This window comes from Kribbella sp. NPDC002412 (genome assembly GCF_053592935.1).
This window is the reverse complement of sequence record NZ_JBSFBL010000010.1, coordinates 63911-84095: the sequence shown is the minus strand read 5'-3', so window position 1 is coordinate 84095 and position 20185 is coordinate 63911. Positions and strand designations below refer to the sequence as shown.

The window sequence follows — 20185 nt, the reverse complement described above, 5'->3', positions numbered from 1 at the left end:
GGGGCGGATCGACCGAAAATCCCAGCGTACGGACCAGCCCAAACACCGGTCCTACTTCGGATAACACACCGTCACACCCGACCCGTCAACGCCCCTCGCCGTACGGCGGTCGCCCGGCCAGCGCCAGGCTGGTCGGCGTCGAGCGGTCGCCGTAGTCGCCGGGTCGCCCTTCGAACAGGACCGTGCCGCCGTGCCGACCCGGTCCCGGACCCAGGTCGATCAACCAGTCGGCCTGCCGGATCACGTCCAGGTTGTGCTCGACGACGACCACCGTGTGCCCGTGCTCGACCAAGCTGTCCAGCACCTCGAGCAGCGTGTCGATGTCGTCGAGGTGCAGCCCGGTCGTGGGCTCGTCGAGCACGTACGTCGTGGGTGTCTCGGCCTGCCGTAGTTCCTTGGCGATCTTCACGCGCTGACACTCGCCACCCGACAACGTGTTCAGCGACTGCCCCAACCGCAGGTACCCGAGTCCGACGGCGGCGAGCTGGCGCAACGCCCGCGCGATCCGTGCATCCGGCAGCTCCGTGATCGCCTCGTCGATCGTCAGCTCGTCGACGTCGGCGATCGAGTGTCCATTCACCGTGTACGCCAGGACCTCGGGCGTGAACCGCCGTCCGTGGCAGGTCTCGCACACCACTTCCTGTCCGTCCATGAACGCGAGGTCGGTGTAGATCACGCCGAGTCCCTTGCACTCCGGGCACGCACCCTCGGAGTTGGCGCTGAACAACGCGGCGGGCACCTTGTTGTGACTGGCGAACAGCTTCCGGATCGCCGGGGCGATACCGGTGTACGTGATCGGTGTCGAGCGACGGTTGGTGCTCACCGGCTTCTGGTCGATCACGATCGCCTGGTGCTGCTCGACCAGCTCCTGCGCCAGGCTCGACTTCCCCGAACCCGCGACACCGGTCAGCACTGTCATCACCCCGGTCGGGAAGCCGACGGTCACCTTCTGCAGGTTGTTGCGCTCGGCATCTGTCACGGTCAGCGTGCCGTTCGCTCGGCGCGGTCTCAGCTTCATTCCCCGTTTGCGGGCCAGCGCTTGCCCGGTCGGCGTACCGGAATCTCTGAGCTCCGCGAACCTTCCTTGGAACACGAGCCGCCCACCTCCGGCTCCCGCTCCCGGCCCGACCTCGACGACTTGGTCCGCGTGGCGCATGACGGCCGGGTCGTGCTCGACCACGAGCACGCTGTTCCCGCTGTCGCGCAGTTGCTCGAGCAGCTTGATCATCGAGTCGACGTCGGTCGGGTGCAGGCCGACGGTCGGCTCGTCCACGACGTACGTCATCTCCGTCAGGCTCGACCCGAGGTGCTTGACCGTCTTGATCCGCTGCGACTCGCCGCCGGACAGCGTGGTCGTCGCCCGCGACAGCGCCAGGTAGCCGAGTCCGATGGTGACCATCGCCTCGAGCCGCGCCGTCAGCGCGGCCACGACCGGTCCGACGCTTCTGGTGTCGATCTTCCGTACGACGTCGAGCAGTTCGGTGATCTCCAGGCGGGCGAGCTGGCCGATGGTGTGGCCGTCGACTGTCGCCGTACGCGCGGCCTCGTTGAGCCGATCGCCCGCGCAGTCCGGGCAGGTCTCGGACTTCGTGAACTTGCGGATGGTGTCCTGCTTGCGTTCGGACAGGTTGTCGGAGGTGCGCAGGTAGATGCGTTCGAAGCGCTCGACCACACCCTCGTAGTCCTTGGGCGGCTTGTGACCCAGGTCGGCCGCGGCCTGGCCGCCGTACAGCAGTGCTTCGCGTTCCGAAGCGGTCCAGTCCCGCAGTGGGGTGTCCACCTCGAACGTGCCGATGTCGGCGTACTGGCTGTACCAGTAGCCGCCGTTGCCGAAACCGGGGAGCCGGATCGCGCCTCCGGCGAGTGACTTGTCGAGGTCCAGGAAGCGATCGACTGCGCTGACCACGATCTCCCCGAGACCGTGGCACGTCGGGCACATGCCGGTCGGGTCGTTGAACGAGAACCGGTTCGACTCGCCGACGTGCGGCTCGCTGAGCCGGGAGAACAACAGCCGCAGGTACGTCCACGCGTCGGTGATCGTGCCGACCGTCGACCGTGCGTTGCCGCCGATCCGCCGCTGGTCGATCACGATCACCGGGGTCAGGCCGTCGATGTGCTCGACCTCCGGGCGGGTCCACTTCGGCAGCCGGTTGCGCGCGAACGGCGGGAACGTCTCGTTCAGCTGGAACCCCGCTTCCGCGGCGATCGTGTCGAACACCAGCGACGACTTCCCCGACCCCGATCTGCCGACGAACACGACCAGCTGGTTCCGCGGTACGACGAGGTCGAGCCCGTCGAGGTTGTTGGTCCGGGCTTGGCGAATGGTGATGCTTCGGTCAGCCATGGGTACGACGCTATGCGCAGATGTGGCCGGATCCTGGCCGCAATTAGTGCGATCATGGTGGGCATGGCAGACGTGACCGCCCGCATGCTGGCGCTCCTGTCGACCTTGCAGACCGGCCGGTCGTTCAGCGGCGACGAGCTGACCCGGCGCCTGTCCGTCAGCCCGCGGACGCTTCGCCGAGACGTGGACCGCCTCCGCGGCTACGGCTACCCCGTAGAAACCCAACCCGGCCCCGGCGGCTACTACCGCCTAGCCGCCGGCCGCACCATGCCTCCCCTCGTCCTCGACGACGACGAAGCCGTAGCAACCCTCCTAGCCCTAGCCTCCCTAGCCGCCACCGTCCCACCCCCAGGCCCCACCCCGTCCCCCGAACGACCCACCCCTCCCGATCCAACAAACACCCCTCCCACCCCGCCAGCCACCAGCGCCGACGCCCCGGCCACCACCTCGGGTGCGCGAGACACGCCTTCGACCCAACGAGCGACCACCTCCGATGCACCAAGCACACCTCAGGGCGAACGGGGAGCTTCTTCGGGTGAGCGGGGTATCGACGATGCGGCCTTGCGCGCCTACGGCAAGGTCGACCAGTTCCTGCCCGCCCGCCTGCGCGGCCAGGTCGTCTCGGTCCGGGCCAGCTTGGAGACCAGCCCCCTGCCGGCGCCAACCGTCACCGCCGACCAACTCGGCACCATCGCCGAAGCCATCGCCGCTGGAGAGACGATCTCGTTCTCATACATCAACGCCCGCGGCGAACAAGCGATCCGCCGAGTCGAGCCCTACCGCCAGATCCACTACATGCTCCGCTGGTACCTGCTCGCCTTCGACCTCGACCGCGACGACTGGCGAGTGTTCCGCCTCGACCGCATCACCGACGAACGCCGTACCAACACCAGCTACACCCCACGCCCACTACCGGCAGACTCCGCCACCGCCTACCTCCGCCAAGGCCTCAACAAGTCCAAACAACAGCTGACCCTCACCATCGACGCCCCCATCGCCCCGGTCCTCGACGCCCTCAAGTACCAAGACGCCGAAGTCCACCCCATCGACCCCGACCACACCTCCGTGACCATCGCCCTGGACACCTGGCAATGGCTCCTACTCCCCCTCGCCTTCCTCAACGCCGACTTCCACCTCCCCCCAACCTCCCCCTTCACCCCCGCCTACCGAACCTTCGCCCACCGCCTCCTCACCGCCACCACATAACCCGTTGCCCCGCCGCCCCAACACGACCCCAACCCGCAACTGACCGCAGCCGCCCGAGGACACGCGCCCGCCGACCACTCCCGCACGTGCAGCACCGTCCCGCCAACCACCCACGCACATCCAGCACTGGCCCCGCCAAGGACGCCCAGCGCCACCCACGCCAACTGTCGGCCACCACCGCGTAGGCCACCTGTCGCGGCCATCACCGCACACGCCAGCGCCGGATCGCGTTGTTCGAGCAGGCCGCCGACACCCGCACGCACGAGCTGAAGACCCGGCCCAACGCAGCCCAGCCCCTCCTCGCCGCCGTCGACCTACTCCGACTCCCAGGACTCCAGCGATTCCGCCGCCCCGCCACCGAGCAACCCCTGGGTGGCGCTGGCCAGGTCACCGCAGGTCGAGGTGTGCCCTCCGCGAGCGGCGCGAACACAAGCCACCCACCAAGGAGCACCTCGCGTCGGCCAGGCCTACCGCCCGCCGAGGTGCGTCTTCGCGAGTCACCGCGGCGCGAACACCAGCCATCCACCTACGAGCACCTGGCGTAGGTCAGGTCTACTGCCCGTCGAGATGCGCCTACGCCAGTCGAGGCGGAGCGAACACCAGCCACCCACCCAAGGAGCACCTGGAGTAGGCCAGGTCTACTGCCCGTCGAGGTGTGCCTTCGCGAGTTGCGGCGGCGCGAAGACGAGCCACCCGTCGAGCAGCGCTTCCTGAAGGGCCGGCTCAGACACCTTGTCGAGCTCGATCAGCACAGCCGCGTAGTTGTCGAAGTGCGGAATCGTAAAGAACCCATCCCCCGCCCGCGCCGAAAGCACCGCTTCCTTCTCAGCCAGGTCCTCCACCCGAACCGCCAGAATCGGCCCCTCCGGCGGAGTCTCATCCCCAAACCGCCGCAAATCCGCCTTACTGAACGGCCGCTCCCACGCGTACGCCTTCCCCCCGACAGACCAGGTCCGGTTCCCATGCCGCGTAATCTCCGCAGTCTCCGGCAACCCCGCCACCAACCGCTCCACGTCCTCGAACCCAGCCATGTCGCCCAACCTACTCAGCCCCCGGACCACCGTCGACCAACAACCACTCACCCAGGAATCCGCCCGACCATCACCCCAATGCCAGCCGTGCAGCGCGCGGCCGAGCATGGTCCGAAGGTGCGGGCCGGGCTCGAACCTCACACCTGCCCAAGGACACCCCGCGGTATCGCGACGCCCGGCAACTGGTCACCGACTCGCTCGCCGGCCTCGAGGCCATGACGACCGGCGCCGTCCACCGGCTCGACGACTCTCGCCTTGCGATCAGTCGGGGCCGGGGCTGCCTTGCGACAGTCGGGTTCGAGGCTGCCTTGTGATCAGTCAGGTTCGACGCTGCCTTGTGATCAGTCAGGTTCGACGCTGCCTTGCGATCAGTCAGGTTCGAGGCTGCCTTGTGATCAGTCAGGTTCGAGGCCGGAGGAGTCCAGGAGCGGGAGCTCTTCGTGGGAGGCGGAGAGCTCTTCCTTCACGACAGTCATCGCCAGGCCACCCGGATACCCCTTGCGGGCAAGCATGCCGAGGAGCCGACGCATGGCCACCTGCCGATCCAACGAACGCATGGACCTGAGCTTCCGCCGTACCAGCGCACGAGCCGTCTCCTCCTCCTGCTCCGGATCTAGCTCATCAAGCGCATCCCGCGCCATCTGATCATCCACGCCCCGCCGGCGAAGCTCCTGCGCCAGCGCCCGCTTGCCAAGTCCCCGCCCGCGGTGCCGAGACTCAACCCAAGCATTCGCAAACGCCGCGTCATCAATCAACCCGACATCGGTGAACCGATCGAGCACCTCGTCGGCCACCTCGTCCGGAATCTCCCGCTCAGCAAGCAACCCAGCCAACTCAGCCCGCGTCCGCGGCTGCCCCGTCAGCTTGTCCAGCAAAATCGTCCGAGCCACGGAATACGGATCCGAGTCCCCATCCACCGCAGGCACCTCCGCCGCACCCCTCCCCCGCCGAGACCCCCCAAACCCCCGCTTCCGAACCCCGCGCCGCTCCCCACCACGCCCGCCAGCCCGATCACCACGCCCACCGTCCCCACCCCGGCCGTCCGCCTGATCCCCACGCCCAGCACCCCCAGACCACCCGGCACCACGCTCATCCCCCGACCGACCTCCGGCCCGACGACTGCCAGCCACCTCTCCAGCCAGCTCTTCTACCTGATCACCACGCCCAGCACCCCCAAACCGCCCGGCACCACGCTCGTCCCCGGACCGACCTCCGGCCTGACCGCTGCGAGCCGCGTCCACAGCCCGGTCGTCCGCCTGATCACCGCGCCCGGCGCCTCCAGGGCAGCCACCGACCCCCGACCTACGACGGCGAGTCGAATCCGCAGACCTGGCAACAGCAGCCCGCCGCGGCGCCTCCGTGTGGTCCTGGCCCCGAGCCACATCTCCGGTGGTGTTCCAGCCCTCAGCTCCAGCCTCGGCCACAGCGTGTCCGTCAGCCCGCGGGCCAGCGTGTTCCCCAACCGCAGGCCCAGCGCCAGGCTGAGACGAACTGCCCGGAGAAGTCGCATCCGCAGGCTCAGTCGTCAGTTCCTCGCCTGCCTCAACCCCAGCCTGCGCCCGTTGTCCGCGGTCAGGTGCCACGCCGTCCGCCTCCACCGACGGCTCGACGGTGTCAGTGCGCGCCCGACGGCCCCGGTCCGCACCCGAGGTCGGCTCCTCATCAGCCGCAAATGCCTTCGCAGCAGCCCAACGATCGCCGGCTCCCGCATCTCCTCCGATGCCCGTACGGCGACCAGCACCGTCCGACTTCCTCGCGTCCTCGTCCGTGTCACCCCAAGGGTCCACAGCTCCCGCGGCTCGCCGGACTCCCCCAGTACCACGCCCGCCACGACCCGATCCAGTCGCCTCATCGCCCGCAGCATCTCCCCACGGGTCCACAGACGCCCTAGCTCGCCCGCTCCCAGCAGTACGTCGGCCACCACCCGACTCCCCCGCGTCGTCGGCCGCATCACCCCAGGGATCCACAGACCCTGCAACGCGTACTCCGCCGCCACTGCGACGAGCACGCCCCGACTCGGTCGATTGCAGGTCTTCAAGCTCGTCCCACGGATCCGAGGTTCCTGGAGTCGACCGGATCCTGCCAACCCGGCGGCCCGCACGCCCCGAACCGGAGGACTCGTCGGTCGCGTCGTCATCCCATGGATCGTCGGTGTTCGCAGCCCGCCCGAGGCCGCCAGCGCCACGCCGGCGGGATCCCGAGGACGACGGCTCGGGTACGGCGCCGTCCCCAACCGTCTCTGGATCGGCGGTAGTGCGGTTGTTGCCTTTGCCAGCGCGACGGCTCGCACTGCCCGGCACGGTCGACTCGCCGGCGGTGCCGTCGTCTGCGGAGGAGTCGTTCGTGCTCGCCGGGAGCCTGGTGCTGCCGGGTATGCGCGGGCTCTGGTGCGGCACGGTGCCGGGTACGGCGCTGTCCTCTGCTGCCTGTGGGGCGGCGAAGGTGCGCGTGTTTCTGCTCGAACGGCTGCTCGTGCGGTCCGACGGGAACGGATCGTCTGACGTGCCGTCTTCCGGCCACGAGTCGTTGGTGCTCGCCGGGAGCCTGGCGCTGCTGGGTGCGCTCGGGTCCGGGAGCGGCGCGCTGACGGACACGGCCTTGTCCGCTGCTGCCTGTGCTGCAGCGGAGGTGCGCGCGTTGTTTCTGGTCGAACGGCTGCTCGTGCGGTCCGACGGAAGCGACTCGTCTGACGTGATGTCGTTCGGCCAAGGGTCGTCGGTGCGGGGACGTCGCCGGATGCTGCCGACCGGGCGGCGACGCCTTGAGGGCGATGGAGCGTCGAGTTCGGCGTCATCGCCTGCCGACCGTGGACCCGTGGAGGTGCGGCGCTGATTGACCGCGGCGTCGTCAGGGGACGCACCGGGTCCCTGTGCCAGCAGGGAGCGGGCTAGGGCCAGGCGGTCGGCGTGCGGGAGAGACAAGGCCGCGGGGGCAGCGTCTTCGGCGGGGTGCCGAGGATCGCTGCCGCCCGCGATGGGTCGATCAGAAGTCGACATCGACCTCGGCGGCGGCCTCGTCGGCCGGCGCGTCCAGGGTCGGGCCGATGCCCATCTTCTCCTTGATCTTCTTCTCCAGCTCGTTGGCCAGGTCGGGGTTGTCGCGCAGGAAGTTCCGCGCGTTCTCCCGACCCTGGCCGAGCTGGTCGCTCTCGTAGGTGAACCAGGCGCCGGCCTTGCGGACGAAGCCCTGCTCGACGCCGAGGTCCAGCAGGCTGCCCTCACGGCTGATGCCCTGGCCGTAGATGATGTCGAACTCGGCCTGCTTGAACGGCGGGGCAACCTTGTTTTTCACGACCTTCACGCGCGTCCGGTTGCCGACCACGTCGCTGCCGTCCTTGAGCGACTCGATCCGGCGCACGTCCAGGCGCACCGATGCGTAGAACTTCAGCGCCCGGCCACCGGTCGTGGTCTCCGGCGAGCCGAACATGACGCCGATCTTCTCGCGCAGCTGGTTGATGAAGATAGCCGTTGTGCCGGTGCCGTTGACCGCACCGGTCATCTTCCGCAGCGCCTGGCTCATCAGCCGGGCCTGCAGACCGACGTGGCTGTCACCCATCTCACCCTCGATCTCGGCCCGCGGCACCAGCGCGGCCACCGAGTCGATCACGACGATGTCGATCGCGCCGGAGCGGACCAGCATGTCGGCGATCTCCAGCGCCTGCTCACCGGAGTCGGGCTGCGAGACCAGCAGCGCGTCGGTGTCGACGCCCAGCTTCCGCGCGTACTCCGGGTCGAGCGCGTGCTCGGCGTCGATGAAGGCGGCGATACCGCCGGCCCGCTGAGCGTTCGCCACCGCGTGCAGGGCGACCGTCGTCTTACCCGAGGACTCCGGGCCGTAGATCTCCACCACCCGGCCGCGCGGCAGCCCGCCGATGCCGAGCGCGATGTCGAGCGCAATGGACCCGGTCGGGATGATCTCGATGGGGGCCTTGCCCTGCTCCCCCAGCCGCATCACCGCGCCCTTGCCACACTGCCGCTCGATCTGCGTCAGCGCGGTCGCCAGCGCCTTCTCACGATCCGTTGCCGCGCGTTCCGCACTCGTTGCACCAGCCATGTGACTGCCACCTGACCCATCTACGTATCGGGGCCGCTGTCCCAGCCGCCCGAAGGATTTCGTTGTCGCCAGAGAAGGTACGGGTTACGTCGGACAGTTTTCGCCGCCACCGGGAATCTGTGGACAAACTCGGCCGCCCAGCACCTTCAGGAGACCAAACTATCCCGAACACGTGTTCGAATCGCAACTGACACGCCGAAGTTTCCCCGGCGGCCGTCCTGGACCCCGGACTCCCTACCCTTGCGGCGTGGCAGACCGTCCAGACATCCCCGACTCCGCCGTCATCCTCGCGCTCAGCCGGGTCGAGTTCGGCATCGACTCGGTGCTCGACTCGCTCCGCACCCAGGACCCGTTCGGCATCCGCAGCATCCTCACGGAGTACTCGGCCCAGGAGCAGCCCAACCTGGCCGAGAAGGGCCTGATCCTGGCGATCGACCGGCTGCTGAAGATGAAGGTGCCGGGCCACGCCGAGTGGCCGACGCTGCCGCTGGCGGAGCGCTGCGACTGGTGGGTGGAGCGGCTCGGCGGGTTCGCCGCCGTCGTCGCGGGTCTCCCCCGGATCAGCGGTGCCGCCGCCGACCGCCTGCCGATCAAGGACACGCTCGGCGCCGCCGTACAGGCCATGGTGATCGGCGCGGTGTGCCGGGAGTACGGCGTCGAGGCGCATGCCGACCGTACGGCGGTCATCGCTCGCGTACTCACCGACCGGCCGATCACACCGGACGAGGTGCTCAAGTACGACGACCCCAGCGCAGCCGGCCAGGACGTAGCCAAGCAACTGGGGCTCGGCGACGAGTCCGAGGAGGCTGGACTGCGCAAGGGAGTCAGACTGGTCTGGCGGATCAGCAAGCTGTTCGGCGGGTTGGGCGAAGTGTTCGAGGAGCGTCCGCGCGGCACTCTGGCCGCCAGATTCATCGGCAAGCTGCCCGCGATCGGACTGGTCGGCGGCTTCTTCGACGAGCGCAAGGGCATCCGCAAGGCGGCGTACGAGGCCGCCGAGCTCCTCACGTCCAGCGCCTTCCGGGTAAAGCCTGTCTGAGCACCCGCCAGGCTGGGATGATCTCGGCATGACTGGGATCGTCATCGTGAGGGCGGACGAGAGCTGGCCGGCGCAGTACGAGAAGATTGCGCGCGCGGTGAGCGATCTGCTCGGGGAAGCGGCACAGCGGATCGACCACATCGGGTCGACCTCCGTACCCGGGCTGGCAGCGAAGGACGTCCTCGACATGCAGGTGACCGTCGGGACCGAGCCGGAGCTGGACGACGTGGTCGAGCGGATGGTCGCGGCGGACTGGGAGCTGCGTCCGCCCAGACGAGACCACCCGGTGCCCGGTCTGCCCACCGAGGACCTGCAGTGGGTCAAGCGGCTACTGGTCGAGCCGATGTACCGGCGGCGAGTCAACCTGCACGTCCGGGTCGCCGGTCGAGCCAACCAGCGCTATGCCCTGCTGTTCCGCGACTACCTCCGCAGCCACCCGGAGACGGCAGCGGCGTACGGCGAGTTCAAGCGACGGGCCGCAGCACTGCCCATCGAGTCGACCGCGGACTACGCCGACCTGAAGGACCCGGTCTGCGACCTGATCTACCTGCCCGCGGAAGAGTGGGCCGCCCGTACGGGCTGGACGCCCTGACCGACCGGGCATCGAGACGCAGGGTGAGCGCAGTACTACAGCGTGGTCGTTGACCCTGTCCGGCAGAGCCAGCACGCTGGATCGGGGGGTGCGTCGTGGACAGTCCGACGTACGGGCGGGCGTCCCCTCCAGGGGGCGTGGTTGTGGTGGGCGGAGCAGGACGGCTGGCGGCGTTGCCGTGCGGCAAGGTGTCCAAGTGGATCGTGCTGGCGCTGTGGCTCGTTGTCATGGCGGCATCGTTTGGTCCGGCGGGCAAGCTGACCGGGGCGCAGGAGAACGATGCCGTGTCATGGCTACCCGGCAAGGCAGAGTCCACCGAAGTGCTCAAAGCAACAGAGCAGTTCTCCTCGCCCGACGAGATCCCGGCAGTACTCGTCTACGAACGGTCGTCCGGCATCACCCCTGCCGACCAGCAGGCAGTCGCACAGCACGTGAAGCAGTTCGCGGAGTTGCCAGACGTCGATCGTGAGGTGGTCGGACCGATCCCGTCGGAGGACGGCAAGGCGCTGCAGGTACTCGTACCGATCAACGCCGGCTCGGGTGGCTGGGAGACGATCGGCGAACGGGCAGACGACCTCAGGCGCGTCGCAGCCGACCGGCCAGAAGGCCTGTCCTTCCACGTGACCGGCCCCGGCGGTTTCGCGGCCGACTCTCAAGAGGCCTTTGCAGGTATCGACGGCAAGCTCCTGTACTCCGCTGCCGCCGTAGTGATCGTCATCCTCCTGCTGACGTACCGCAGTCCAGTGCTCTGGCTGCTCCCGCTGTTCTCGGCCGGCGCAGCCCTGTTCGTCGCACAGGCGGTCGTCTACTACCTCGCGACCGAGGCAGACCTGACCGTCAACGCCCAGAGCGCAGGCATCCTCACAGTGCTGGTGTTCGGTGCCGGGACGGACTACGCCCTGCTACTCGTGGCTCGATATCGCGAAGAACTCAGACGGCATGAGGACAAGCACGAGGCAATGGCATTCGCGCTGCACCGATCCGGTCCGGCGATCGTCGCCTCTGGCTCCACTGTGGTGGCCGGCATGCTCTGTCTGCTCCTTGCCTCGATGAACTCGACCCGTGGCCTCGGTCCGGTCGCAGCGGTCGGCATCGTGATCGCACTGGCCGCCATGCTGACCTTGCTACCCGCGCTCCTGGTGATCTGCGGTCGCTGGGTGTTCTGGCCGCTCAAGCCGACGTACGGCTCTCCAGACCACACCGAGACGAGCGTGTGGGGTCGCATCGGCCGACGGATCGCCGTACGCCCGCGTCTGACGTGGGTCACCACCACGCTCGTACTGGCCGTCGCTTCACTCGGCATGCTGCGCCTGGACGCCAACGGCCTCAGCAACGCAGAGTCCTTCGTCGGTACGCCGGAGTCAGTGGTCGGCGAGAAGGTCCTGGCAGCCCACTTCCCGGCCGGCGCCGGCAACCCACTCGTCGTGGTGAGTAACGCGGACCAAGCAGCAGCGGTCCGTACGGCGATGGCGTCGACGGACGGCATCGCCTCAGTGGCAGAGCCCCGGGTGGCCAACGGACTGGCCTATCTCGAGGGCACTCTGACGGACCCGGCCGACTCACAGGCTGCGAAGGACACCGTTGACCGAGTCCGGGCAGCAGTGCACGCAGTGCCGGGAGCGGACGCGCTGGCCGGCGGCGGGACCGCGATCCTGCTGGACACACAGCGAGCCGCGGATCGGGACAACAAGGTGATCATCCCGGTCGTGCTGGCGGTCGTGTTGCTGATCCTCATGCTGTTGCTGCGCTCGCTGCTCGCACCAGTGATGCTGGTGGCGACGGTAGTGCTGTCCTTCGGCGCCGCGCTCGGCATCAGTGCGCTGGTGTTCGACCAAGTGCTCGGGTTCGGCGGCGCGGACGTGTCGTTGCCGCTGTTCGTCTTCGTCTTCCTGGTTGCCTTGGGCATCGACTACAACATCTTCCTGATGACCCGGGTGCACGAGGAGTCGAAGGTCCACGGCACCCGGCGCGGCGCGCTGATCGGCGTCGCTGCCACCGGTGGCGTGATCACCTCGGCCGGACTGGTGCTTGCCGGGACGTTCGCGGTGCTGGCCACGCTGCCCGTGGTGGCGTTCGCGGAGATCGGCATCGCGGTGGCACTCGGTGTCCTGCTGGACACCATCGTCGTTCGCTCGGTGCTGGTGACCGCGCTCAACCTCGACATCGGCCGGCACCTGTGGTGGCCGAGCAAGCTGGCGAAGAAGCGGGACCCGGAGCCGACCGACGACCTGGCGGAACCGGAACCGGAGCTGACGAGCACCTGAAGCGGACGCTGACGGCCGGGCGGGCCGTCAGCGCTCGCTGGGTGGGAGCTGCAGGTGGGCCCAGACGGCCCGCCAGACGGTCTTGGCGTGCTCACCGTGGGCCAGGGCCTCGACGACCGTGCGGCCGCCGAGCTCCCTGACGACCTGGGTCTCAGCCCAGGTCCGTGCATAGGCGGGACCGAGATGCTCGTCCATCCGCGCCCAGAACTCCGTCAGTCTCATGCCTGCCCGTCGTCGTCCTTCTGTGGCTGTCCCCAACCGCCCTGTGAACCGCCCTGCGGTCCAGGCTGGCCCTGAGCCGGCGGACGGCCTTGCTGGTCCGGCCCCCAACCGCCCTGCTGCGGCCGACCTGGTTGCTGTCCCCAGCCGCCCTGCCCCTGCTGTGGCGGCTGGCCCTGCGGCCCCCACTGCTCCTGCCCCGGTTGGCCCTGCTGCGGCTGTGGCTGTCCAGGGTACTGCGGCTGACCAGGCTGTCCCGGGTACGGCGCCTGACCCGGCTGACCGCCCGGGCCAGGCTGCCCCGGACCAGGCTGGCCTTGGCCCGGCTGTCCGCCGTACTGGCCGGGTTGACCGCCGTACTGGCCAGGCTGTCCGTACCGACCACCCGGACCGGACGGCGGCGCGTAGCCCTGCTGCTGGCCGTACCCAGGCTGTCCCGGGTACTGCCCCGGCTGGCCGCCGTACTGCGGGCCCCATTGGCCCTGCTGCGGCTGACCCGGGTACTGCCCGTACTGCCCGTAGCCCTGCTGTGCCTTGGCCTTGCGGCTCCGCAGCACGAAGAAGACAGCCGCGCCGATCGCCAGCAACAGCAGCACGACGATGAGGATGATCGCCCACAGCGGGAAGCTGCTGCCCGCCTCGGAGGTCAGCGACACGTTGCCGAGCTTGTCGATGCTGTCGTACGTCGCCGTCCGGCCATCGATCTTGGCGCCGTCGTCGTGCTCGAGGATCTTGCCGGGCATGGTGATCTTGAAGTTCACCGTCGGCTGGCTCCCGGACGGCACGTTGTTGCCCAGGTTGTCCGCCTTCACGGTCACGATGACCTTGTCGCCCTCCTTGCGGAAGCCGACGCCCTCACCGCTCGAGCTGCCCATCTTGTCGAAGGGCACGCTCTCAAAGGTGCAGTTGGAACCGACGTACCGGTCGTCCTCGAACGCCTTGCAGGTGACCCCGTCGGTGGTGGTCTCCTTGATCCCGTTCTCGATCTGCTCGCGGACCTTGTCGAGCGACTGGCCGCTGGACTCCAGCAGCTGCTTGTCGACCCCGATCTGCATGTTGCCCGAGACGGTCTCGTTCGAGCCGACCTTGAGGTCGGCGTCGAGTTTCACGCACCCGGTCAACGCGACCAGGCAGGCCACGAGGACGAGCGCTGCACGCACGCGGTTCATCATGGCGCCGATCATTCCAGAAGCAGGGGACAACGCCGTCACCGGACGTGAACCGCCCTGGTCAGAGGCCGAAAACCGGAAACTGTCCGAGGGACCCGGCAAGATGGGCGACGTGAAGAAGACCAGCGCGTTGAGCCGGTTCTCGCCCGCGACCCGGGCGTGGTTCGGCGACGTCTTCGAGGCGGCCACCCCGGCCCAGCTCGAGGCGTGGGACGCCATCACCGCGGGCCGGGATGCGCTGGTGGTCGCCCCGACGGGTTCGGGCAAGACGCTGGCGGCCTTCCTCTGGGCACTCGACCGGCTGGCGAGCACACCGCCGCCGGACGATCCGAGGCTGCGCTGCCGCGTGCTGTACGTGTCTCCGCTGAAGGCGCTCGCGGTCGACGTGGAGCGCAACCTGCGGGCGCCGTTGATCGGGATCCGCGAGACCGCGCGGCGGCTCGGCGAGGCGCCGATCGACGTCGAGGTCGCGGTCAGGTCGGGCGACACCCCGGCCGGCGAGCGACGGCGGTTCGCCACCCGGCCGTCCGACGTACTGATCACCACCCCCGAGTCGCTCTTCCTCTTGCTGACCTCGCAGGGCCGCGAGGCACTGCGAGGAGTCGAGACCGTGATCGTCGACGAGGTGCACGCGGTCGCGGGGACCAAGCGCGGCGCGCACCTGTCGCTCACGCTGGAGCGGCTGGACTCCTTGCTGCCGAAGCCGGCGCAACGGATCGGGCTGTCGGCGACCGTTCGGCCAGTCGAGGAGGTGGCGCGCTTCCTCGGTGGCGAGCGGCCGGTCACTGTGGTGCAGCCGAAGTTCACCAAGCAGTGGGACCTGAGTGTCGTCGTGCCGGTCGAGGACATGGCCGAGCTGGCGAGCACCGAGGTCGAGACCTCCGGCTCAGCCGCCGGTCCGCCGCAGCACGCGTCGATCTGGCCGCATGTCGAAGAGCATGTCTTCGACCTGATCTCACAGCACAAGTCCACGATCGTCTTCTCCAACTCGCGCCGCCTGGCCGAGCGGCTCACCGCCCGGCTGAACGAGATCGCCGCCGAGCGTGCGGAGCTGGAGCTGCCCGACGCGGGTTCGCCGGCTCAGCTGATGGCGCAGTCGGGTGCTTCGCTGGCAGCGCCGCCGTTGATCGCGCGGGCCCACCACGGCTCGGTCAGCAAGGAGCAGCGGCTCCTGATCGAGGCGGATCTGAAGTCCGGGCGGCTGCCGTGCGTGGTGGCGACGAGCAGCCTCGAGCTCGGCATCGACATGGGTGCTGTCGACCTCGTCATACAGGTGGAGGCTCCCCCGTCCGTCGCCAGCGGTTTGCAGCGGGTTGGTCGAGCTGGTCACCAGGTCGGCGCTGTGTCGCGAGGCGTGTTGTTCCCCAAGTTCCGTGGCGACTTGATCGACACGGCGGTCGTGGTGCAGCGGATGCGCGACGGTCTGATCGAGAGCCTCCACATCCCAGCCAACCCACTCGACGTACTCGCTCAGCAGATCGTGTCGATCGTGGCGTTGGACACGGTCGACGTTGACGAGCTCTTCGCCTTGGTACGGCGTTGCGCGCCGTTCGCGACATTGCCTCGGTCGGCGTACGACGGGGTGCTCGACATGCTGTCGGGCCGCTACCCGTCGGACGAGTTCGCCGAGCTGCGCCCGCGGATCGTCTTCGACCGGGTGAGCGGCGAGATCTTCGGGCGGCCGGGTGCACAGCGGCTGGCGGTGACGAGCGGCGGCACGATCCCGGATCGCGGGTTGTTCGGTGTCTTCCTGGTCGGCGAGTCGACGAACCATCGCGTCGGTGAGCTCGACGAGGAGATGGTGTACGAGTCGCGGGTCGGCGACGTCTTCACGCTGGGCGCGTCGAGCTGGCGGATCGAGGACATCACCCACGACCGTGTGCTGGTCTCCCCCGCGCCTGGTCAACCGGGGCGACTGCCGTTCTGGAAGGGAGACGCGGTCGGACGACCGGCCGAGCTGGGTGCGGCGACGGGTGCGTTCGTGCGGAAGATGGCTTCGCTGCCGGCGGCCAAGGCCGTCGAGCGAGCACGTGCCGCGGGGCTCGACGAGTATGCGGCGAACAACCTCGTGTCGTACCTGGCTGAGCAACGAGATGCGACCAGCCGCGTGCCGGACGACGTGACCGTCCTGGTCGAGCGGTTCCGTGACGAGCTCGGTGACTGGCGAGTCTGCGTGCACTCGCCGTACGGCGGCCAAGTGCACGGACCGTGGGCGCTGGCGATCGCGGCGCGGTTGCGCGAGCGGTACGGGATGGACGCGCAGTCGGTGTCGGGCGACGACGGCATCGTGCTGCGGCTGCCGGAGACCGATGAGGCGCCGCCGGGCGCTGACCTGGTGCTGTTCGATCCGGCCGAGATCGAGGACCTGATCACTGCGGAGGTCGGTGGGTCGGCGCTGTTCGCCTCGCGGTTCCGGGAGTGTGCGGCGCGGGCGTTGCTGCTGCCGCGGCGGAATCCGGGTCGCCGGTCACCGTTGTGGCAGCAGCGGCAGCGGTCCGCGCAGCTGCTCAGTGTGGCCAGCAAGTACGGCTCGTTCCCGATCGTGCTCGAGACCTTGCGCGAGGTGCTCCAGGACGTCTACGACCTGCCGGCGCTCAAGGATCTGCTGACCGGGATCAGCGAGCGGCGGATCTCGGTGGTCGAGGTCGAGACACCGGAGGCTTCGCCGTTCGCGAAGTCCTTGCTGTTCGGCTACGTCGGCGCGTTCATGTACGAGGGCGACACGCCGCTTGCCGAGAAACGCGCGGCTGCTCTTGCGCTGGATCAGAGCCTGCTGGCGGAGCTGCTCGGCCGGACGGAGTTGCGTGAGCTTCTCGATGCCGAGGTCGTGCTGCGGACCGAGGCCGAGCTGCAACGGCTCGCCGAAGATCGCCGCGCGCGTAATGCCGAGGGCTTGTTCGACGTACTGCGGATGATCGGCCCGCTCTCGCTGTCCGAGGCATCGCAGCGGTGTGTGGACGACGCCGATGCCGAGACGTGGTTGACGGAACTGGCGGCCGCTCGACGGGTCGTGCGGGTGCGGATCGCCGGTGAGCATCGGTGGGCTGTCGTGGAGGATGTGGCCCGGCTTCGCGATGCGCTCGGCGTGCCGCTTCCGCCTGGGATCGCAGAGGCGCATGCCGAGCCGGTTGCCGATCCGCTGGGCGATCTCGTGTCGCGGTATGCGCGGACGCATGGGCCGTTCCGTGCGGTGGATCTCGCGACGAATTTGGGCATTGGCGTGGCGGTAGTGACGGATGCGCTTCGGCGGCTGAGTGCGGCCGGACGGGTCGTCGAGGGCGAGTTCTTGCCGGGTGGCATTGCGCTGGAGTGGTGCGACAGCGAGGTGCTCCGGTTGCTGCGACGCCGGTCGCTGGCGGCATTGCGCAAGGAAGTCGAGCCTGTCGATCCGGCTGCGCTCGCCCGGTTCTTGCCAGCCTGGCAAGGCATCACGAGCAGTCGCGGTCGTGGATACGACGTACTGCTCGGAGCGGTCGAGCAACTGGCCGGATGTGCAGTGCCGGCTTCGGCGCTGGAGTCGATCGTGCTGCCGTCGCGGGTGCCGGGGTACCAGCCGTCGATGCTGGACGAGTTGACCGCGACCGGTGAGGTCGTGTGGGCGGGCTCGGGTTCGTTGCCGGGGACGGATGGCTGGGTGTCGCTGCATCTCGCGGACAACTGCGACCTGACGTTGCCCGATCCGGATCCGGCGTTCGAGATCGGTGAGACACATCAGGCTGTTCTCGACGCGCTGTCGGGTGGAGGTGCGTTCTTCTTCCGCCAGTTGAGCGATGTCGTCGGGGCTGCCGCTGGCGTGGTGGACGACGAGACCTTGGTCGGCGTGCTCTGGGACCTGGTCTGGGCGGGTCAGCTGACGAACGACACGCTCGCACCTGTGCGGTCACTCGTCGGCGGTGGCCGCGGCACTCATCGAGCCCGCCGTACGACGCCTCGCGCACGACCTGGCCGTCTGCCGCGGCCTGGGCGACCGGCGATGCCGGCCAGAAGCGGACCGCCGACGGCGGGTGGGCGTTGGTCGTTGCTTCCGGCCCGGAATCCGGACGCGACCCGGCGGGCGCATGCGGCTGCCGAGACCCTGCTCGACCGGTACGGGATCGTCACCCGCGGATCGGTGATCACCGAACGGACTCCTGGTGGGTTTGCGGCCGTCTACAAGGTGCTGAGCGCGTTCGAGGAGTCGGGCCGCTGCCGGCGTGGGTACTTCGTGGCGGGGTTGGGGGCGGCGCAATTCGCGTTGCCTGGCGCGGTCGACCGGTTGCGGGCGATGGCGGAGCTGCCTGGGTCTGGCGGTTCGCCCCGCGGTCGGCGTGATGAGGAGCCGGCTGCGCGTGCCGTCGTACTCGCGGCCTCCGATCCGGCGAACCCGTACGGCGCCGCGCTGCCGTGGCCCGAGCGGGAGAACGCCGGCGGGCATCGACCCGGGCGGAAGGCCGGAGCGCTCGTCATGCTCGTCGACGGACAGCTGATCGTGTACGTCGAACGCGGCGGTCGGACCGTGCTCAGCTTCACCGAGGACCCGGATCTGCTGCAGCCTGCGGTCGATGCGCTCGCCCTGGCGATCAGGGACGGGCAACTCGGCAAGCTCAGTGTCGAGACGGCGGATGGTGAGCAGGTCCGGCATACGCCGTTCGGCGATGCGCTGGCGAAGGCGGGCTTCCACGCGACGCCGCGGGGCCTGCGATTGCGAGCCTGAGTCATGCCTGAGGGCGACACCGTCTGGCGGGCTTGCAAGCGGCTCGACCAGGCTCTGGGTGGGCAGGAACTGGTTCGGACCGACTTTCGCGTTCCCACCTTGGCCACGACTGACCTCAGCGGGCGGACGGTGCTCGAGGTCATTGCACGCGGCAAGCATCTGCTGATGCGGGTGTCGGGCGGCGTGACCGTGCACAGTCACTTCCGGATGGATGGGAGTTGGCATCTGTACCGGCCCGGCGAGCGCTGGCGGGGTGGGCCGGACCACCAGGTCCGCGCGGTGCTGGAGACCTCGTCCTGGCTCGCTGTCGGATATCGCCTGCCGGTGCTCGAGTTGGTCGCGACGGACGACGAGGCGAGCGTGGTCGGTCATCTCGGGCCGGATCTGCTCTCGCCGACGTTCGACCGCGAGCAGGCGATCGCAAATCTCCAGTCCGATCCGGAACGGACGATCAGCGAGGCATTGCTCGACCAGCGCAACCTCGCCGGCATCGGCAACTTCTACCGCACCGAGGTCTGCTTCCTGCTCGGCCTCCACCCCTGGCGCCCGGTCGCATCGGTCGACGTCGCCGCCGCGGTCGATCTGAGCCGTCGCCTGATGAAAGCCAACCTCCGCAACGGAACCCAGGTCAGCACCGGTATCGACCGCCCCGGCCAACGCACCTGGGTCTTCGAACGAGCCAACAAGACGTGCCGCCGCTGCGGCACCAAGATCGAGACCGCCTCCATCGGCACTCCCCCACGCGACCGAGTCACCTACTGGTGCCCCAACTGCCAGCCCGAGCATCCCTAGCCTGGGATCGCCCAACCCAGGATTGCCGCCCGGAAATGCCCTGTGGACAGCCGCAGTGACAGGCCCAAGCGCAGATATCTTCTCCGATGTATCGAACATCTGTTCGAACGAGAGGAGAGGCTCATGTGCGACTCATGCGGCGGACAGACCGACGAGGAGATCTCGCGCCGACTGGTGCGGAACATCCGGACCTATGGCTGGACCATGCAGTTCATCGAGGGCGACGGCGTACGCAATCCCGCCTTCGGCTACACGCTGGGCCTCAGCCTCTACGACCACCCGGAGATCATCGTCTTCGACCCCGACCCGGCCTTCATCCACCTCGGCCTCAAGCCGCTGGTGTGGGCGGTGCAGACCGGTGAGGAGTTCGACGAGGGCGACGATCTCTCGGCCTACTTCCCACCGCCGGAGCAGGCCGCGTTGCTGCGGTTCCCGGACTCGGCGACTCATCTGTTCACTGCGAACACCATGTTCCGCCGACCGGGCGAAGGCCCCATCCCGGCCCTGCAACTGATCTGGCCAACCCGAAACAGCCTCATTCAGGCGGCGTTGACGGCCCTGCCACGCCGGGACGCCGACCGATGACTGACCGCGAGTACGTCCGGGCTGAGTTGAAAGCTCGCAGGGATACCACCACGCCGACAGAGGACAGTCACAAGCTCACAAGGATGCCGGCCAGGCGGGCAGCACGGCCGCTCGGGCGGCTGCCGGAAACGCAGGTGCTGTGGCGCGACGGGACGGAGCCGACAGCTCGTTCGGCCGGCTCGCGCCGGCCGGTAGGCG

Annotated in this window: 15 protein-coding genes; 8 read left to right on the top strand and 7 right to left on the bottom strand. The window is 68.8% G+C overall.

Going from position 1 to position 20185, the window contains the following annotated elements; all coding sequences use genetic code 11:
* Positions 1-85 precede the first annotated feature (85 nt).
* Positions 86-2344: an ATP-binding cassette domain-containing protein gene (locus tag ACWCOV_RS10875; RefSeq protein ID WP_449829041.1), complete on the bottom strand. Its 2259-nt coding sequence runs from the start codon at positions 2342-2344 to the stop codon at positions 86-88.
* Between the two features lie 63 nt (positions 2345-2407).
* Here ACWCOV_RS10875 and ACWCOV_RS10870 point away from each other — a divergent pair, with 63 nt between their 5' ends.
* The gene (locus ACWCOV_RS10870) at positions 2408-3550 is read left to right on the top strand and encodes a helix-turn-helix transcriptional regulator (RefSeq protein ID WP_449829040.1); all 1143 of its coding nucleotides are present in this window, start codon (positions 2408-2410) and stop codon (positions 3548-3550) included.
* Positions 3551-4188: 638 nt separating this feature from the next.
* On the opposite strand, the gene ACWCOV_RS10865 is transcribed toward ACWCOV_RS10870, so the two are convergent.
* The 3 genes from ACWCOV_RS10865 to ACWCOV_RS10855 form a co-directional block, all read right to left on the bottom strand.
* Positions 4189-4581, bottom strand: coding sequence for an MmcQ/YjbR family DNA-binding protein (locus ACWCOV_RS10865; RefSeq protein WP_449829039.1), 393 nt, complete (start codon positions 4579-4581; stop codon positions 4189-4191).
* A gap of 395 nt (positions 4582-4976) precedes the next feature.
* Positions 4977-5456: a regulatory protein RecX gene (locus ACWCOV_RS10860; protein WP_449829038.1), complete on the bottom strand. Its 480-nt coding sequence runs from the start codon at positions 5454-5456 to the stop codon at positions 4977-4979.
* 272 nt (positions 5457-5728) lie between these two features.
* Positions 5729-5872, bottom strand: coding sequence for a hypothetical protein (locus ACWCOV_RS10855; RefSeq protein WP_449829037.1), 144 nt, complete (start codon positions 5870-5872; stop codon positions 5729-5731).
* Positions 5873-6849: 977 nt separating this feature from the next.
* On the opposite strand from ACWCOV_RS10855, the gene ACWCOV_RS10850 reads away from it, so the two are divergent.
* The gene (locus ACWCOV_RS10850) at positions 6850-7413 is read left to right on the top strand and encodes a hypothetical protein (protein WP_449829036.1); all 564 of its coding nucleotides are present in this window, start codon (positions 6850-6852) and stop codon (positions 7411-7413) included.
* Between the two features lie 150 nt (positions 7414-7563).
* Here ACWCOV_RS10850 and recA read toward each other — a convergent pair whose 3' ends face one another.
* Positions 7564-8634: a recombinase RecA gene (gene recA, locus ACWCOV_RS10845; protein WP_360522352.1), complete on the bottom strand. Its 1071-nt coding sequence runs from the start codon at positions 8632-8634 to the stop codon at positions 7564-7566.
* 247 nt (positions 8635-8881) lie between these two features.
* Between recA and ACWCOV_RS10840 the strand changes: the two genes are divergently transcribed.
* The 3 genes from ACWCOV_RS10840 to ACWCOV_RS10830 all read left to right on the top strand — a co-directional run bounded on the left by ACWCOV_RS10840 (position 8882) and on the right by ACWCOV_RS10830 (position 12529).
* Positions 8882-9673 (top strand): hypothetical protein, encoded by a 792-nt coding sequence (locus tag ACWCOV_RS10840; RefSeq protein ID WP_449829035.1) that lies wholly within the window; start codon positions 8882-8884, stop codon positions 9671-9673.
* A 28-nt stretch (positions 9674-9701) separates the two neighbouring features.
* Positions 9702-10265 (top strand): GrpB family protein, encoded by a 564-nt coding sequence (locus ACWCOV_RS10835; protein WP_449829034.1) that lies wholly within the window; start codon positions 9702-9704, stop codon positions 10263-10265.
* 146 nt (positions 10266-10411) lie between these two features.
* Positions 10412-12529, top strand: coding sequence for an MMPL family transporter (locus tag ACWCOV_RS10830; RefSeq protein ID WP_449829033.1), 2118 nt, complete (start codon positions 10412-10414; stop codon positions 12527-12529).
* 27 nt (positions 12530-12556) lie between these two features.
* On the opposite strand, the gene ACWCOV_RS10825 is transcribed toward ACWCOV_RS10830, so the two are convergent.
* Positions 12557-12751: a DUF3046 domain-containing protein gene (locus ACWCOV_RS10825; protein WP_449829032.1), complete on the bottom strand. Its 195-nt coding sequence runs from the start codon at positions 12749-12751 to the stop codon at positions 12557-12559.
* Positions 12748-13920, bottom strand: coding sequence for an LppM family (lipo)protein (locus tag ACWCOV_RS10820; protein ID WP_449829031.1), 1173 nt, complete (start codon positions 13918-13920; stop codon positions 12748-12750). The genes ACWCOV_RS10825 and ACWCOV_RS10820 overlap by 4 nt, the downstream gene beginning before the upstream one ends.
* Before the next feature lie 100 nt (positions 13921-14020).
* Between ACWCOV_RS10820 and ACWCOV_RS10815 the strand changes: the two genes are divergently transcribed.
* The 3 genes from ACWCOV_RS10815 (at position 14021) to ACWCOV_RS10805 (ending at position 19987) form a co-directional block, all read left to right on the top strand.
* Complete coding sequence (locus tag ACWCOV_RS10815) at positions 14021-18610, top strand: ATP-dependent helicase (RefSeq protein ID WP_449829030.1); 4590 nt, start codon at positions 14021-14023, stop codon at positions 18608-18610.
* 3 nt (positions 18611-18613) lie between these two features.
* The gene (locus ACWCOV_RS10810) at positions 18614-19402 is read left to right on the top strand and encodes a DNA-formamidopyrimidine glycosylase family protein (RefSeq protein ID WP_449829029.1); all 789 of its coding nucleotides are present in this window, start codon (positions 18614-18616) and stop codon (positions 19400-19402) included.
* A 123-nt stretch (positions 19403-19525) separates the two neighbouring features.
* Entirely contained in the window at positions 19526-19987 is a 462-nt protein-coding gene (locus tag ACWCOV_RS10805; RefSeq protein ID WP_449829028.1) for a DUF4262 domain-containing protein, read from the top strand.
* Positions 19988-20185: the final 198 nt, after the last annotated feature.